Origin of the sequence: Leptospira barantonii (assembly GCF_002811925.1) — a bacterium.
Lineage (GTDB): Bacteria > Spirochaetota > Leptospiria > Leptospirales > Leptospiraceae > Leptospira > Leptospira barantonii.
Map to the genome: position 1 here is coordinate 72,328 of NZ_NPDS01000001.1, position 15,863 is coordinate 88,190.

Genomic DNA, 15,863 nt, shown 5'->3' on the forward strand with positions numbered 1-15,863 from the left:
CTTGCTATTGAAATCGGATTGGATAAGCTCCTTTTTCTAAACTATAGAAAAACCGGTTAGGCTATGAAAAATTTCGTTCAATACGTTTCCAATTTTTGGAATCGAACTCCGTTGTGGATTCGCAGGTCCTTGGTTGTCGTTCTTGTTCTTATCGTTATTTTAAAAGCGGCGTTCGCATTTTTAATCTATTCGAAAGCGCCTCGTTTATCCGGCGAACTCAAAGCGCCCGGACTCGCCAAACCGGTTTCGGTAATCCGGGATTCTTACGGAGTTCCGCACATTCAATCCGAAGATTCCGCTTCCGCATACTTCGCGTTAGGTTATGTGAGCGCCAGCGATCGTTTGTTTCAGATGGAAATTCTCAGAAGAGCGGCTAAGGGAGAATTATCCGAAGTGTTAGGAGCGGACTTGGTTCCAACGGATACTTTTTTAAGACAGATTCTTTTAAAAAGAACGGCCGAAAGAATGTTAAAGGAAGCTTCGAAAGGAAATCCGCAGATCCTCAAAGAACTCGATTCTTTCTTGGAAGGAATCAATTTCTTTTTGAAAACGGAATCTCTTCCGATCGAGTTTACGATTCTCGGTTATCAACCGAAACCATTTGATCGAATCGACGTATTGAGTGCGCTTTCTTTGTTGTCGTTTTCTTTTGCGGAAGCGTTGCGAACCGATTCTCTTTATACGATTTTGGAAAGAAGACTTCCGAATCGAAACGTCGGCGATGTGTTCCCGAGACACGATACGGAAGATCCGTTTTCCATTCAGGAGAATCAGCCTTCCTTTTCTCCGAAGAAACTCGCGATCTCAAGAAAAAACTTTTTTCCAAGCAGGGATAACAAAGAAAACAGAAACGGCGAAGATACAAATCCATTCTCCGTTTCCAAATCGGAAAAACTTTCCACGGTAAACTTGGATGATTTCGGTTCCGTGATTCAAAAAACGAATCGTATCTTGGAAGAACTTCCTTTGTTTTTAGGAAGCAATTCATGGGTGATCGCTCCGTCTCGATCAACGACGGGCGGTGCGATTCTCGCAAACGATCCTCATATCGGTTATAGCAATCCGGGAACTTGGTACGAGGTTCATCTAAAAGCCGGAGATCATGAAACGTACGGTTATCATCTTCCGATCGTTCCGTTTCCTTTAATCGCGCATAACGTTAAAAAAGCCTGGGCTTTGACGATGTTGGAAAACGACGATATGGATTTTTACGAAGAGGTTTTGCATCCTACGAAATCGAATCTCGTAAAGGAAAAAGGCAACTGGGTTCCGGTCGAAGTTTTTAAAGAATCGATCCCCGTAAAAGGGGAAGAATCGAGAGAGATCACGATCCAAGTGACTTCTCACGGGCCGATCGTTTCCAAACCGATTCCCGGTTATAACGGTCCGGTCGTTTCGATCTATTGGATTTTTCATCATCTTTCCGTTCCTATTTTGGAAACGATTTATTCTCTAGGACGTTGTTCCACTTTGCAGGAATGTTCCGCTGTCGCCGCAGATCTTCCCGCGCCCGGTCTAAATGTTTCTTATGCGGACGCGAAAGGAAACATCGCATGGTGGGGAGTGGGAAGATTTCCGCTTCGTAAAAAGAAAACCAACACGCGTAAAATTCTAAACGGTGCGACGGGAGAAGACGACGTGATCGGTTATCTTCCGTTTGCTCAGAATCCGAAACTGATCAATCCGCCGGAAGGAATCATTCTTACCGCGAATCATCTTCCCGCGTATGATCTCAAAGGTTTCGGAAAACCGGAAGGGTATTGGCAGGAATCGGATCGGGGAAGAAGGATCTACGAGCTTCTTTCCCAGAAAAAAAATTGGTCCGTGGACGACGTCAAAAAAGTTCAAACCGACGTTCATTCTTTTTCGGCGAGAACGATCGTACCTTTGATTTCTTTGGAAATCGAAGAGGATAAGAATTGGTCCGGCGTTTTTAAGGAAGCTTTGGATATTTATCGTAAGTTCGGCGGCGAAAACACGTTAGACTCATCGGGAGCAACGATCTTTCATACGCTCAATCAATTCGTAATGTTGAATCTATGGCTTGACGAGTTCGGAGAAGCGGATCTTCACATATTCGGTCAGAGCGCGGAACGTTGGAACGCTTACAAGTCCATTCTTGCTAATCCGAAGTCGGATTTTTGGGACGATCTTGCAACTCCGGATAAACGCGAAACGAGAAAGGATATTCTCATCCGTTCCTTTACACAAACGGTTCGTTATCTTTCCAAAGAACACGGAGGTTCTCCTTCTTCTTGGAAATGGGGGAAGGCCCATCAGATCACTTTCGAACATCCGATGGGACAGGTTCCGTTACTCGGATCGATTTTCAATCAAGGACCCTTTCCGGTCGTTTCGGGAGAATCCGTGATCAACCTGATGAATCATAAGGAAATCAATCCTAAGATGACCCCTCGCGTAGGTCCGTCCAAACGAAGAATCGTCGATCTTTCGGATCCGGAAAATTCTTGGTCGGTGTTGCCTACCGGAAATTCGGGAAATCTCGGTTCTCCGTTTTACGGGGATCAGATTCGCATGTTCTTAAACGGAGAACATCGAGAGATTCGATTCTCGCAATCTCAGATCGAGAAGGATTCGAAATACGTTTTGAAATTCGTTCCGTAAGAATTTTAAGATCGATCACATAATAATTTTATAATGTGATCGATCGTCCTCTCAAGTTAACGAGATTTGGAAAGGATTTTCGATATCGGGGTTTCCTTTCTCGTTTCCAAAAATTTCAAAACCTGTTTTCTAGTTTTTGTATCCGCGATGCTCAAAGCCGAATTCGGATTTTCCAAATCGAGATCGGCTCCGTTTTCCAAAAGATATTCGATGATCGGAGTCTTATCCTGAGGTCCGGGTCTGCACGCGAAATGCAACGGAGTATAAGCGTGTGTATTCGGAATCCAATTCGAAGCGGAGTTGAGATCGCCTCCATTCTCGTGTAAAAATTTTAAGATTTCCAGATAGTCGGAAGGATTGTGATTGGAAGGACCCAAACACGCTTCATGAATCGCGTTTCTTTCGTAAACCTTTGTATTCGGATCCGCTTTTTGTTCAGTGACCAAATAACGAACCAGATCGAACTTTCCCAAGTTTACGGCCCTGGGAAGAACGGAATCTTCCAGTTTTAATCCTTGTTCTAAAAGGAATTTCACCGATTCTAATCCGCTAAAAGTCGCGATCTCGAGAATCGTGTAGTGGTCGTTTCGAATATTAGAGCTTTTTAAATCGATTCCCGCGCTCTGATATAACTTTAGAATTTCGATTTTTCCGGAATGTGCGGCCTCGACCACGTCCTTAGGATCGGGCATTACGTTTTTATGAAGTAGATATTCGACGACTTCCGCTTTTCCCCGATCACGACACGCGTAAAAATGAAGCGTGTTTCCGTTGGAATCTCTTGTGTCCAAGGGCAATCCGAAGCTTTCCAGGAATTTCAAAGTCGCGGGGCTGTTTTCGCTCGCCGCAAAAAATAAGGGAGAATTTCTGTAGAAGTCTTTGCCTCTCAGTTCTAATTCTTCCCTTATCATTTCGATTTCGTTCTTTTCGATCCATCGCATCAGAGCGTAACGATGTTCAGCTTTGGCTTTTATGAATTTAGGTTCGCGGGTTTCGTTCATGATCGGACTCCTGATTTGACAACCGAGATCGAATTCTTTTTGAATCGGAATTTTAAAAATGTCCGATCGTGTTCTTTTTGATTCTAAATAATTTTTTTCCAAAATCCTATCGGCTTATAAATAGAAAGAGAATTCCGATAAAACCGTGATTTTGAAAATGTAGGAACTGCTACGATCCGAAAAAAGGACAAGATATTGACGGAAACGATCCGACTTCTACACGAACCGTTTTCTTTTCATGCGAACCAAAGAATAGAATATTATAATTTTCGAGTATTCGAAAGCGATGTAAGTCCGTTTATGAGACTAAAGTCCGAATTATCGGGAATCTAAGGATTCTCCCGATTCCTCGGAATGAAATTTCGTTTTCAGAGTTTTTGCATTCTTCCCTTGATCGGAAAGAAAACGAACTATGTCTTTTGTATCTCCATGCGTAAGGAGAATTTCCTCGGCGCCGGTGGATTCGATCGTATGAATCAACTCGTTCCAATCCGCGTGATCGGAAAGCACAAAACCTTTGTGAAAACTTCCACTCTTTCTATTTTTGGAAAGTTGCATCCAACCCGAACAAAACGCGCTTCGAATTTTTTTCGAACGACCATTGGGGATCGAAGAACCCGGAGGTGCGATCAAAACGAAAGGATTTTTGGATTCTCCTTTGAACTCGGATAAACTTTCGGTTTTCGGCAAAAGGATTCCGGATTCCTTATATCTTTCGTTCATGGAAAGAATGGAATCATGAACGAAAAAATCCAAAATGACGCCCGAGTTTTCCGCCGCGATCGAAAGACCCTTGAGAATTCTCTGCGCCTTTCCCAAGGAATATCCGTAAAGAACGGTGATCTCGTCCTGCTCTCGGTTGTCCAAAATGTAATTTAGAATATTCTGAAATACGAATTCCGGTTTTTCCCAAGCGTAATACGGTTTTGCAAAGGTCGCTTCGGAAAGAAATGTGTCGCATCTCAGAATTTCGATCGGTTCACAGGTCGGATCGGGAACGGTTTTGTAATCTCCGCTGACGACGGTGATCTTACCGTTGTATTCGATTCTTACCTGAGCCGAACCGAGGATATGACCGGCGGAATGAAGACTGATCTTGACCCCGTTTCGATACACGGCTTGGCCGTAACGAAGAGTTTCTATGTTGGAATTCTTCCCCAAACGTTCTTTGGTAAGAGAAAGTCCGCTTTCCGCGCAGAGATAATGACGGGAACCCTTTCGAGTATGATCGGAATGTGCGTGCGTTAAAATCGCTCTGGGAACACCTTTCCACGGATCTACGTAAACGTCCGCTTGTGGAACGTAAAGACCCGCATCGGTAAGAACGATCATTTCCATTGACTCCAGAGAAATTCTTTTTCAGTCTGGATGGAACGTATTTTCAATGAGCAAAGAAGAAAAACTGAGAAGGTTAAACCTCGTTCAATCCGAGGTTTCCGCTTGTAAACTCTGCAAACTCCACACGACTCGAACTCAAACCGTTTTCGGGGAAGGCAATCCGGATTCGGAAGTCGTTTTTATCGGGGAGGGCCCCGGCAAACAAGAGGATCTCACCGGCCGTCCTTTCGTGGGCAGAGCCGGTGAACTTCTGACAAGAATCATAGAAAAGGGAATGGGTGTTCCGAGAGAATCGGTTTACATCGCGAATATCGTAAAGTGTAGACCGACCCTCGATATGATGTTCGAAAAGGACAGACCGCCCGAAGAAGAGGAAACGCGCGCTTGTGCTCCGTATCTTTTGAGACAACTCGAAATCATTCAACCGAAAGTGATTGTTACATTAGGAAATCCTTCTACAAGATTTATCTTAAATACGAAGGAAGGAATCACCAAACTCAGAGGAAACTGGGGAGCTTTTTTCGGAATTCCGGTGATGCCTACGTATCATCCGAGTTTTGTGATTCGTAACGGTGGGGAGAATAGTCCTCTCAAACGCGAAGTCTGGGAGGACATCAAGAAGGTTATGGATTTGCTGGGGTGGAAGAGGCCTTCGTAATCTCGACTTCTTTTTCCTTGAGCCAGTCGGCGATTCTTTGATAGATATCGGAAGGTGCGTCTTCGTATGCGAAAAGTCCCAAGTGATCGTAGTCGATCGACATTCCGTTGTCTCTTCCCGCTTCCCAATATTCCTTTTTCCCTTTTTTTCTTTTATAAACCGGATGAATACTTTCGGTCGGAGATACGTTGTCGATTCTTCCTCCGATAAAAAGAGAAGGGAAGTTCGTGGACTCGAACGACTCCCAGGTTTTCGGATTTTCCTCAAGGGCCGGTAAGTAGTTAAAAAGATTCTGATATACGAATAGAGTTGTGGGATCGTCCGCGTCGAAGGAGATGAATCGTTTGCAAAAGCTGTCCTTGTTTTTGCAGGAAACGCTTAGGTCGGTTCCGAATCTTTTTTCGGTTTTCATCTGTTCGATAAAACTATCGTTGTATTTGTAATCCATTCCCGTTCCGAGAAAGAACGCTTTGGAAATATCCGGAATTTTCTTCGCTTTAAAAGAATGTAATACGGCCTGACCTCCGAGGGAAACTCCTCCGAGGATGTATTCCTTTTTGCCGGTAACTTTTTGAATTCTTGAGATTACGTCCGGAATCAGATTCTCCCCTATATCCTTTAAGTTTACGGATTTATGATCTTCGAAATGAAGAAGCCAAACCGAAAATCCGTTTCCGTTCAGAACCCCGATCAACCCGGATTTGTCTCCGAGATACAAAGCCTTTTTGTTGATGAACACCGGATCCACCAAAAGTACGGGAGGATAGGAAGAATTCTCGTATGAGAAAGTAGTTAAGTAAACGTTCGGAGCGATGTTCGCGGTTTGTGACGTGAATTTCTGTTCCGTAATGACCACATAACGTGTGCAACTGAAAAGAAGCGCGATCAGAAGTGCGGCGATCGAAGTCGATATTGTTTTTGTGAGTTTCATTCTTAAATCCAAAATAATGATTAGTTTCTTTTATCCAGCCACGAGACGATCGGCGTAAATACGTCCCTGTCCGCATTCTTCCCTACGATCAGATCCGTATGACCGTAATCGTCGGAATGATTGTTCGATCTCGAAGCGATAAAAAGGGATTTGTCTTCGGAAGAAATCGTATCGTATGCGTAACGAAGAGAATAAGACATTCCGAGTTTATCCCTTCTACCCGCGACGAACAAGGTTGGAATTTTGATATTCTTCAGTCCGTTCGTATAAGAAATCTTATGATCCAGACTTCGGATCTCGCCGCTTTCCGAGAGGTCTTTGAACTGAAGAATTTCCTTTTTCGCTCCGGGATTGATCGAAGTCGTTTTTACTCCGGAAAGAACGGAAGAATCTATATTCGCCTTATGCCAGAAAAGTTCTTCGAACGATTTCTGAGGAAGAAAAGGAATTCCGGTTCCGCCTTGAAGTCCCGCCCAAGTTTCGGTGGGAACGACGGGCCAAAGGTTCATCAACCAAGTAAGAGAACCCCATCGTTTGATTGCGGCGCTCGGAGGATCCATGATCGCCGGAGAACCGATCGCAACGAAGTTCGCGATTCTTTTTTCGCCGAGACTTCCCACTCTTCCGTATACGATCATTCCGCCCATACTATGACCGATCCAGTTGACCTTGTCCTTTCCGGTTGCGTTTAACACGTGTTTGATGGCAGTATCTACGTCGTATTGGATGTAATCGTCCATGCTGTAAGAAAACGTTTTATCCCCGAAAAACAGGGAAGGATAACCTGCGTCCCTTCTTCCTCTCAGATCCAACAACCAAACGTCGTAACCTTCTTTTTGAAGTCTTCCGACGATGGAACTCTTCTCGTTGATCTTTAAATACGTTCTATTTGCGATCAATCCATGGCATAAGATGACCGGATATTTTTTAGGCGCGTGACCGGCCAAAGGAGGAAAATGTTCGAGAGTCAAATCCCAACCGTCTTCGGTTTTAGGATGATGCATTTCGCCTTGAAGCTGAATGCTCGCCTTACATTGGGAAAGAAAAATTCCCAGGAAAAGAATCAGAAAAGTTCTTCGGATATTCGCGTTCATTAAAGAATCAAACTATCGATTTATCCGAAGAGGATCAAGTAGAATTCAGGAATTTACGCGTTTCACCTTAAAACCTGTTTTGAGATATTTGTCGATCTTCGGTTTCACCACGTAATGACAATAAGCCTGATCGGGATTCGTTCTGAAATAATTTTGATGATAATTCTCCGCCGGATAAAATTCCTTGAGAGCCTCCACTTGAGTCACGATCGGATCCGAAAAATGTGAAGCCGCTTTTTGGATCGATTCTTCCGCCTGTTTTTTTTGTTCGGGAGAATGATAGAGAATGATCGATCGATACTGGGTTCCCGAATCGTTTCCTTGTCGGTTTAACGTAGTCGGGTCGTGACAGATCCAAAAGATTTCGAGTATGTCCGAATAGGTTATGATTTTCGGATCGAACGTGATTTGAACGACTTCCGCGTGTCCCGTGCTTCCGGAACATACGGATCTATAATCGGGATTTTGAATATGTCCTGCGGAATATCCGGATACGATGGATTCCACTCCTTCCACCATCTGATACACCGCTTCGAGACACCAAAAACAACCGCCGCCTAATGTTGCTTGTTCCATACTGAACGATTCGAACCTTTACCGAAAAGGTTTCAAGTGAATTCCGAATTCGAGCTCGAAATCGTTTTTTAAATTTTGATCGTGACTGCAAAGACGATGAATTTTTCCTCTTTGGATTTCGATTTATCCCGATCAAAAACCGGATCGTAAGAACGAAAGTATCTTCCTTCCAGTCTAACGAGCGCGTTTTCGTTCGGAATATAATCGAAGGTCATCGTCGCTCCAGAAGTTAAAAATCCGTTTCTGGTTCCGGTTTGTATGATCGTTTGTTCGGGGTCGTACATTCTTTCCAAACGAAGAGAGGTTCTAAACTCTTCGACCGGTCTCCAAGTGATCCAAAAAGTCGCGTGATACCATTGTCTATACGCGCGTACTCCCGGATCCGGAACGCGTTGAATCCCCACGTCGCCCGATCCTGCGACGATGAAATGTTTCGTAAAGTGATATTGAAGTATTATGTTATTGTAATATCTTGTTTGGCGCGGTTGGTTGTCCGGCGCCTCGTTGCCTACGAACGTGTTGTGCGTGATCTTGAATTTATCCGTAACCTTGTAGTCGATCTGCGTTCCGATCGCCTTATCCCGGTTCGTTTCGGTGATATTGGACCAACCGTTCATCAGATGAAGTTGAAACGATAGTTTATCCGAATATTGATACGAAAGACGAAAACCGCTCGAATAATATGGAACGTAATCCAGGGCCAAGGCTCTTGAGTAGTTCCAGTTGTTATGCGAAATCCAACTTTCCAATCCTATGTTTCCGAAATAAATTCCTCCGTCGAGCCAGAGATTTTTTGCGAGTTTCACACCCGCGTACGCTTCTTGAATGTTTCTTACCGAAAGTTCGTTCGAATTTTTTCCGGTACTGACTTCGTTTTTGTAGTTTGCGTTCACGGAGTTTCCGAATTGAAACGCAACACGTCCTCTGTATCGATCCGTTTCCACCTTACCGTCGATATACGCGAGGTTGATGTTGATCTCGTCCCAACGCGCGGGTTGGGTCAGATATTTGTTGTCTCTTGAATTCGGCCGATACGGATTGTGCGCGTAATAAGAATCCACGAAAAATCCGAACACGGGATGATGTTTGTTATCCTCTTCTTTCTTTTCTTTCGAGGAAGATTGTTCCGATTTTTTAAGAACCTTTTCGCTTTTTTCCACTTCGTCTTTGGATTGAAATTCTTCTTCGTCGTCTTCGCTTTCGTTTTTGTCCCGCTCCTTGTCCTTGTCGACCGAGTTCGGTTGTGTCAGTGTTCCGGTTTCTTTTTTTTCCTGAGAATCGACCGAAACGACGCCGAGCACAAAGTATATAAGAAAAATCGAAAATACTGTTTCTAACCGTGAAAGATTCTTTTTTTGTGTCATGATTGAATCTTATAAAATCTCTCTCAAAATTCAAGGGCCGAGAAGCCGATTCGGAATAAGGATCGGCACATTCGAGTTAAGAAAGAATTAAGATTCTGCCTTGGGAGCTTTTAAAAATCCAGTCAAAAAGAAAAACCGGTTCCGAAATCCTTCGGACCGGCCTTTAAGAGATGTTCTAAAATTTTGCGACGTAACCCAGGCTGACGATGAAGTGATGTTTGGGAATATGCTGTTGTTGGTAAGCGTTCAAAAGATAGTTTTTAGAAACGCTGTCCAACGCGAGCGATTGAATCGCAGACGCGGCCGTTTGATTTACGGTTCCGTGGATTTTCGAAGGATCGGTGACTTTTCCGTCGTCCGCGTTCGTATCCGATGCGACTCCTGTAGGTTTCGGATAAACCCGATCATTATCGAAAATATAAAGATCCGGTCTGTAAACGTCGCTTACGCTTACGTTCATTTCCTTGAAGTTCAATTGAAGTTTCGCGGTTATATCGGTGACACCCGATCTTTTATCGGTGTTATTGTTGTAGTATTGATAACCGGTTTGTAAACCCGGAGTCAGTTTCCAATCCTTGGTCAGTTCGTATTCGTGGCTTAACGCAACCCGGTGATGACTGTTCCCCTGATTGAGTCCGCTCGTTTCCGAAGATAAACGATAATACGAAACAAGTTCCGGTTTGAGATAATTCAAAAACGCGGGTTTCCAACCGAGAGTATAGTTAAACAAACTCGCGTTAGTCGGATAGTTCGCGCTGTTTACAATCAAAAATCCGGTAAAGAACTGACCGATGGAAGAATTCCATTCGTAAAGAATCTGACCGATAAAGTAATCCCGAACACCGTTGTTTTCCTTTCTCGGTTTTACCTGATTGGGATCGTAAGACAACTGACCCGATTGTAAGGATTGAAACACCTTATACGTTTCGTCCGTGCCCCCGGGAGTAGATTGATAAACGAAGTCGTTATCCGTGTTGCTTCTGCCGATCAAAGGATTGGCCATGATCAGATTCATACGAAAGCCCGGGATCGGCGTAAAAAAATTGACGAAGGTTCCCAAAATCAAACCCGGCGAGAATGTTTGATAAGGATCGTTGTCTCTTCTGCTTAGCTTTTCTCCGAAAAGACTGTTTCCAAAAACGAACACGTCGTTTGCGAGAGTTTGACTAAAACCGAACTCGGCTTTTTTATCCGTAGGTTTCGGCAGATTCTGCGCGTTGTCCTCGGGAATCCCCGAGCTTATATCGGGGCTTTGTTTGTCCTGTGCTTGCAAAAGACTTGCAAAAAGAAAAATCGAAAGAATGAGAAGGGCTCTATTTGTATGTTTCATTTTTTTTATATCCATCAGTAGTTCAATTCACGGTTGAAGTTTTTATATCGGGACTCGTTTGAATTTTTTTCGCTTTAGAATTTACGACGAAGATTCCCAGGATCACAAAAAAGGTACCGAGAATATCGAATAGATTCGGAGTTTCACCCAAGGACCAAGCGGTGAACATCGCGACAACCGGAATCAGATTTCCGAAAACCGCGGCCTTGTCCGGACCGACTTCTTGGATGCCGTAGTTCCAAAAAAGATAACCTAAGAACGCCGTGAAGATCGCCATATAAAGAATGGCGAGCCATGCCTGGAACGGAAAGGAGAATATGTTCGGGTTCCATCCTTCCATAAAAAGTAGAAACACGACGAGGGAAATCATACCGAATAACGACGTGTAGGCGGTGATCTGAATCGTGGAAACTCCTTTGAGATATTTTTTGATTCCCACGGAGTAAAAGGCCCAACATACCGCGGCGAGGAATATGTAAAGAATTCCCTCTCCTTCCAAAATACTTTTTAGAGCGCTCAAACGTCCGTCCGAAATCACCAACAAAACGCCGATAAAGGAGACTAACGTTCCTAAGTAATGAATCAGAGTGATTCTGGTTCTTAAAAGAAAATAGGAAAGAAAGGCCGTGATCGCCGGGCCGAGAGCTATGATGATCGCGCCGTTGACCGTGGACGCCTTTCTCATTCCCAAAAAGTAAAACGAGTTGAATCCGAACACGCCCACGACTCCCAAAAGAATCAGACTTTTCAGATTTCCCGAATCGACTTTGAGAAGTTTTTTATCCGTAAAATAGACGAACGCAAACATAAAGACGACTGCGATCACAAAACGAAACGCGCCGGTTTGGGCCGCGCTGAAATAATACAGAGCTTGTTTTGCGACTTCGAAAGTGACCCCCGTAATCAGCGCAAAAAAGATCAGAAAAAGATACGGTTTAAAGGATTTCATTCTAAATGTTCCTCCTTGGAAAGAAGAGTGTCATATTCCTTAATTTTGTTTTTGGTGAGTTTGATCGTCGCCTCAAGGTCCTTCTTTTTTTGTTCCAAAGTCTTGAGGTGCGCGGTGAGAATCCGAATTCTTTTGTTCAAGGGAGGTTTTAAATTTTCTCCTTTGGAAATCTTATCCAAAAGACAACCTTCTTTGATGAATTCCTTGATGTCCTCCAAAGGCATATTGAGTTCCTTCAGAGTTTTGATACACTTCAGATAGTTGATATCCTTTTGCGAATACATTCTATCCTTGCCGTGGTTTCTTTCCGGTTTGGGTAGAATTCCCACTTTTTCGTAGTAACGAAGAGTATGCGGCGTGAAGTGAGTCATCTCCGAGATTGTGGAAATGCTGAATGAAGCGTTCATTCGGATCCTCCTAAATTCGATCCTGAATTCTAAAAGTTGGACGAACTTAGAGTCAACTCTAGGTGGAGAATTTCCTTAAAAAAAATCGAATTTAAAAAAGAATCAAAAAAAGATTCCATTTCTGTTATGTTGTTATGACACAGAAATCCGTTCCTTCTTTTAAAAAAAACGATCTTTCCTCGGGGAAATTGGCCGAGATCATATCGGATCGAATGTTGGTTAAACAGTCTTATCGGGATTCTTTTTGGAAGGCTTTCTCATCCAAAAAAAGAAAAGTTTCCCAGTCATTTTTGGATCAATTCGAAAAACTATACGGATTCCGTCCTCCGGAAGAAATTTTGGAATGGGAAAACGTTAGATACGCTTATCAAGAAATTATGTATAACGTGAGCGATATTTGGAATATGATCGACCACGAAGGCGGAATTCAGGACGAAGAGGAATTCGAAGACGATTCCGAAGAAGAGGAAGAATCCGACGATTATTATCCGGACTACAGAGCCGTTTCCTTTCAGAAATTTCTTCTTCCAAAAGCGAATACGATCGAGGAAAAACTGAACGCATTGATCGGATCGTATCAAGGTCTTATGTTTTTATTGACCGGCGTCGCACATTTCGGATCGGACGGAGGTGGCGACAGTTGCTGGGTCAATTTTTTCCCGCATTCGGAAAACTCCGCCGAGGTTCATAGATACAATCACGAAATCGGAGAACTCGAAGACGAACCGTTCTTCTCCATCAGTCATTTTGTGGCCGCGAATTGGTCGAACGAAGACGATGATTACGACGACTACGAGGATGAAGACGAGGACGACGAAGAAGAAGGAGAAAATTCTAAACCGGACGAAAGGGTAGAATCATCGATGAACGCAAAGATCATCGATCAATACGAAAAGGAAGCCCAAAAGAGATACGATAAAAGACCGTTTTATACAAAGTCCTTGGATCTTTTTGAAAGATCTTCTTGGTTGCTCGGGCATACTTACGGCGACCCCGCGTATGGTTACGCGGAAAAGTTAGCCTCCGCTCCGAAGTTTAGCGATTGGGAAGAAGAAAAAAAACTTTTAGACCGATCGCATTCATTGGCTGTGTATTGGATTCTTGCGCATTACTTTATGAAAAACGAAAGCGCTTGTAGGGAAGCTTGCAACCTTTCAAAAAAAATTCCCGGAAAGATCGTTCCCGCGCTCGCAAAAACCGTTCTTTCATTGCTCGACGGAAAATCGGATTCATTAGGAAAAGTGAATGCGAAAAAACTTCAGGATCTAAGAAACGAAACGTTTAAAAACTGCGACGCTAAACAGATCGAACCCGCGAATCGAAAGTTACTGGAAGAGGCGACCGGACTTGCGGGAAAGAAAAAAATCGCAACCGCCGATTTGAAAAAAAGGATTCAAAACGGAGAAACTCCACTTTCTTTGATCGAAGAATTTCCCGAAGACGTGGAAACACACGACTTCTTATTAAAAGAAATCGGAAAAAAAGATACGAAGTTCGCAAAGATCGTAGAGGAATACTTCAAAGAAAGAACGGATTCAAGTTACAACGAATGGCCTTACGATAAAAAGAATTTGGACAAACGTCTATCTCTTCCCGTTTCCGCGGCGTTTCGACAAGGACTTCATTACGATTCCGAAAACAAAAAAGCATACGCGGGTATCATCAAAACATTGGGCAAGTTCGACGATCAAAACGCGATGAACTCGTTTCGGGACGCGATCGCCAAACTCAAACAAGACGATAAACGTCTTGAGGAAGTGATCGAATGTCTTTTGGACAGCGAACACGACGAAGCTCAATCGATTCTTACCGAAGCCTCTTGGAAGTTCTTCGAGACGATGGACGCCGCTTTGGAAAAAAAGAAGAAGGTGGAAGACGAAGGCCCGAACTTAAACAATATCTTTACCGTATTCAGTTATCTGCAAAGAGCCTTAAACGAACGATTGATCGTAGGCGACGAAGAAGCCGGAAAACTCGCCAACAAGGTTCTAACGTATAGAAATCAATTGAGCATCTTCGGAATCGCATTGGGATATTCGTTTGCGATTTCGGCTAAGTTGGGATTTCGGGAGAATCTGGAATACATCCGAGCGTATCTGGAAATGGGATCTCAGATCAAGGACCGTGGATCGAATTCTTATCTTGAATTCAATCAGTTGGTCAATCTTTCCGAAGGTGCGATGGCTTGGACCGTTCTTGATCCGGTAAGCGCTAAGATCGGATTGAAAGAACTTTTTGACAAAGCGGAAAAACATTCGAGTCCCGGGATCGCGATTGATCTTCAGGCTTGTTATCTTGCCGGACTTCTTCTTTTGGAACCGAATCGGGAAGAATGGATTCAGTTAGGACATAGAATTCTCGGGAACCGAGGAGAAGAATATCGCGTCTACGGACCGATCCGCGCGGTTGGAAAGGCGAAGATTCAGGAACTCAAACAACATCTTTACTATCACGTGTATGCCGATCCGAATCCTATGGTCGATTATACTTGGACGTATATAGAACACGCGGCGAGACACACTTGGACTCAGTTAACCGATAAGGAACTTCCTCCTTTCGACAGCGACGACGAATACGCGAACCGGCTCGCAAAAAATCCAAAGGATCTTTCCGGCGGAATTTTAAAACCGGAGAAATACAGCATTCAACACGTGTTCGAGAATATTAGAGAAAAGAAATATAAGGATCCGAGCGTAATTCAAATAGGCGGACCTTGGCTCGAAGAATCTCTTCGTTATTCAAGGGACGAATATCGATATAGCGGAAACTACGATCGATGGGAGGCGATGAGAGCCCTTTTTATTCAAGGAGAATCCGCCATTCCCGTATTCGCAAAAATATTAGAACTTCCTTATGCGTCTTCGGATTGGAAACTTCATTGTCTTCAGTTTTTGCGTTTTGTGGAAAAGGAAGGAAGTAAATGGGCGCAGATTCTTTCCATGAACGAGGAATCCGTGTTAAAAGCGATTCGATCCGAATCGTTCGAATGGGCGGCTTGGGGAGATTTGTTGATCGCTAAGTTATTCTTAACAAAGGGGAAAGAATGTTTCGAAACCTTTCTTCCCTTGTTGAAAAAACGACTGAGTTTTATGAATCCTCACGCTTATACTTCTTCATCCGTTGAGGAAGCCCTTGCTTCTCGATTGCCGAGTATTCTTACTTGGTTCGGAAAAGAAGGAGATCAAACGTTGGAAAGGCTTTGGAAAGAATCCGGTCCAGATTCCGAAACCAAATACATTTTGGATTCTGCCGCGAGAAAAAATCCGGACATCGAGTTGAAGGAACTTCCCGAGTTAACCGCAGACGGAATCGAACTTGAACAAAGAATCAACGGCGGAGAATACGGTCCGAGATTTTGGATTCATCTCGGTTTGAAAGAGGTGCGTTTCGGAATCGAAGAATTTCATCTTCACAGTATTTTGGAAAATTCGAAGGCCGAGTCTTCTTTGGATTCTTCCATGCTCAAAAAAGATCCTACGAAAACGTTGTCGGATATTTGGAAGATGGCGCAAATTCTCGGTTATACGGTTTCCAAGAAGAAAGCTAAGAAAAAACGATAAAATGGGCCGAGAATGTAGTGGTCATGGCTC

The 15,863-nt window shown here is 43.6% G+C and carries 11 protein-coding genes and 1 pseudogene; 3 read left to right on the top strand and 9 right to left on the bottom strand.

Annotated features, from left to right (window positions below; all coding sequences use genetic code 11):
* Positions 1-81 precede the first annotated feature (81 nt).
* A pseudogene (locus CH367_RS00365) lies at positions 82-2,625 on the top strand (penicillin acylase family protein); the annotation flags it as partial.
* Between the two features lie 56 nt (positions 2,626-2,681).
* Here the strand turns inward: CH367_RS00365 and CH367_RS00370 are convergent.
* Both CH367_RS00370 and CH367_RS00375 read right to left on the bottom strand, forming a co-directional pair.
* Positions 2,682-3,626, bottom strand: coding sequence for an ankyrin repeat domain-containing protein (locus CH367_RS00370; RefSeq protein WP_125226075.1), 945 nt, complete (start codon positions 3,624-3,626; stop codon positions 2,682-2,684).
* 318 nt (positions 3,627-3,944) lie between these two features.
* Entirely contained in the window at positions 3,945-4,964 is a 1,020-nt protein-coding gene (locus tag CH367_RS00375) for a ligase-associated DNA damage response exonuclease (protein WP_100760544.1), read from the bottom strand.
* Positions 4,965-5,010: 46 nt separating this feature from the next.
* Between CH367_RS00375 and CH367_RS00380 the strand changes: the two genes are divergently transcribed.
* Positions 5,011-5,622: a uracil-DNA glycosylase gene (locus CH367_RS00380; RefSeq protein WP_100760545.1), complete on the top strand. Its 612-nt coding sequence runs from the start codon at positions 5,011-5,013 to the stop codon at positions 5,620-5,622.
* Here the strand turns inward: CH367_RS00380 and CH367_RS00385 are convergent.
* The 7 genes from CH367_RS00385 to CH367_RS00415 form a co-directional block, all read right to left on the bottom strand.
* Entirely contained in the window at positions 5,588-6,553 is a 966-nt protein-coding gene (locus tag CH367_RS00385) for an alpha/beta hydrolase (protein ID WP_100760546.1), read from the bottom strand. The genes CH367_RS00380 and CH367_RS00385 overlap by 35 nt on opposite strands.
* A gap of 20 nt (positions 6,554-6,573) precedes the next feature.
* Positions 6,574-7,647 (bottom strand): alpha/beta hydrolase, encoded by a 1,074-nt coding sequence (locus tag CH367_RS00390; protein ID WP_100760547.1) that lies wholly within the window; start codon positions 7,645-7,647, stop codon positions 6,574-6,576.
* Between the two features lie 45 nt (positions 7,648-7,692).
* On the bottom strand, positions 7,693-8,223 hold the full coding sequence (gene msrA / locus CH367_RS00395) for a peptide-methionine (S)-S-oxide reductase MsrA (RefSeq protein WP_100760548.1): 531 nt from the start codon (positions 8,221-8,223) through the stop codon (positions 7,693-7,695).
* Positions 8,224-8,291: 68 nt separating this feature from the next.
* Positions 8,292-9,587, bottom strand: a complete 1,296-nt coding sequence (locus tag CH367_RS00400; RefSeq protein ID WP_425268773.1) for an outer membrane beta-barrel protein — start codon at positions 9,585-9,587, stop codon at positions 8,292-8,294.
* Positions 9,588-9,762: 175 nt separating this feature from the next.
* A complete protein-coding gene (locus tag CH367_RS00405) occupies positions 9,763-10,917 on the bottom strand; it encodes a hypothetical protein (RefSeq protein ID WP_125226076.1) in 1,155 nt (384 codons plus the stop codon).
* Between the two features lie 22 nt (positions 10,918-10,939).
* On the bottom strand, positions 10,940-11,866 hold the full coding sequence (locus tag CH367_RS00410) for a DMT family transporter (RefSeq protein WP_100760550.1): 927 nt from the start codon (positions 11,864-11,866) through the stop codon (positions 10,940-10,942).
* Positions 11,863-12,273: a MerR family transcriptional regulator gene (locus tag CH367_RS00415; RefSeq protein WP_100760551.1), complete on the bottom strand. Its 411-nt coding sequence runs from the start codon at positions 12,271-12,273 to the stop codon at positions 11,863-11,865. Before CH367_RS00415 ends, CH367_RS00410 begins: the two co-directional genes overlap by 4 nt.
* A gap of 134 nt (positions 12,274-12,407) precedes the next feature.
* On the opposite strand from CH367_RS00415, the gene CH367_RS00420 reads away from it, so the two are divergent.
* Entirely contained in the window at positions 12,408-15,833 is a 3,426-nt protein-coding gene (locus tag CH367_RS00420; RefSeq protein WP_100760552.1) for a hypothetical protein, read from the top strand.
* Positions 15,834-15,863: the final 30 nt, after the last annotated feature.

Bases quoted from the DNA above. Each gene is read 5' to 3' on its own strand.
- CH367_RS00370 (WP_125226075.1), bottom strand. From the start codon at position 3,626: ATGAACGAAACCCGCGAACCTAAATTCATAAAAGCCAAAGCTGAACAT.
- CH367_RS00375 (WP_100760544.1), bottom strand. From the start codon at position 4,964: ATGGAAATGATCGTTCTTACCGATGCGGGTCTTTACGTTCCACAAGCG.
- CH367_RS00380 (WP_100760545.1), top strand. From the start codon at position 5,011: ATGAGCAAAGAAGAAAAACTGAGAAGGTTAAACCTCGTTCAATCCGAG.
- CH367_RS00385 (WP_100760546.1), bottom strand. From the start codon at position 6,553: ATGAAACTCACAAAAACAATATCGACTTCGATCGCCGCACTTCTGATC.
- CH367_RS00390 (WP_100760547.1), bottom strand. From the start codon at position 7,647: ATGAACGCGAATATCCGAAGAACTTTTCTGATTCTTTTCCTGGGAATT.
- msrA (WP_100760548.1), bottom strand. From the start codon at position 8,223: ATGGAACAAGCAACATTAGGCGGCGGTTGTTTTTGGTGTCTCGAAGCG.
- CH367_RS00400 (WP_425268773.1), bottom strand. From the start codon at position 9,587: ATGACACAAAAAAAGAATCTTTCACGGTTAGAAACAGTATTTTCGATT.
- CH367_RS00405 (WP_125226076.1), bottom strand. From the start codon at position 10,917: ATGAAACATACAAATAGAGCCCTTCTCATTCTTTCGATTTTTCTTTTT.
- CH367_RS00410 (WP_100760550.1), bottom strand. From the start codon at position 11,866: ATGAAATCCTTTAAACCGTATCTTTTTCTGATCTTTTTTGCGCTGATT.
- CH367_RS00415 (WP_100760551.1), bottom strand. From the start codon at position 12,273: ATGAACGCTTCATTCAGCATTTCCACAATCTCGGAGATGACTCACTTC.
- CH367_RS00420 (WP_100760552.1), top strand. From the start codon at position 12,408: ATGACACAGAAATCCGTTCCTTCTTTTAAAAAAAACGATCTTTCCTCG.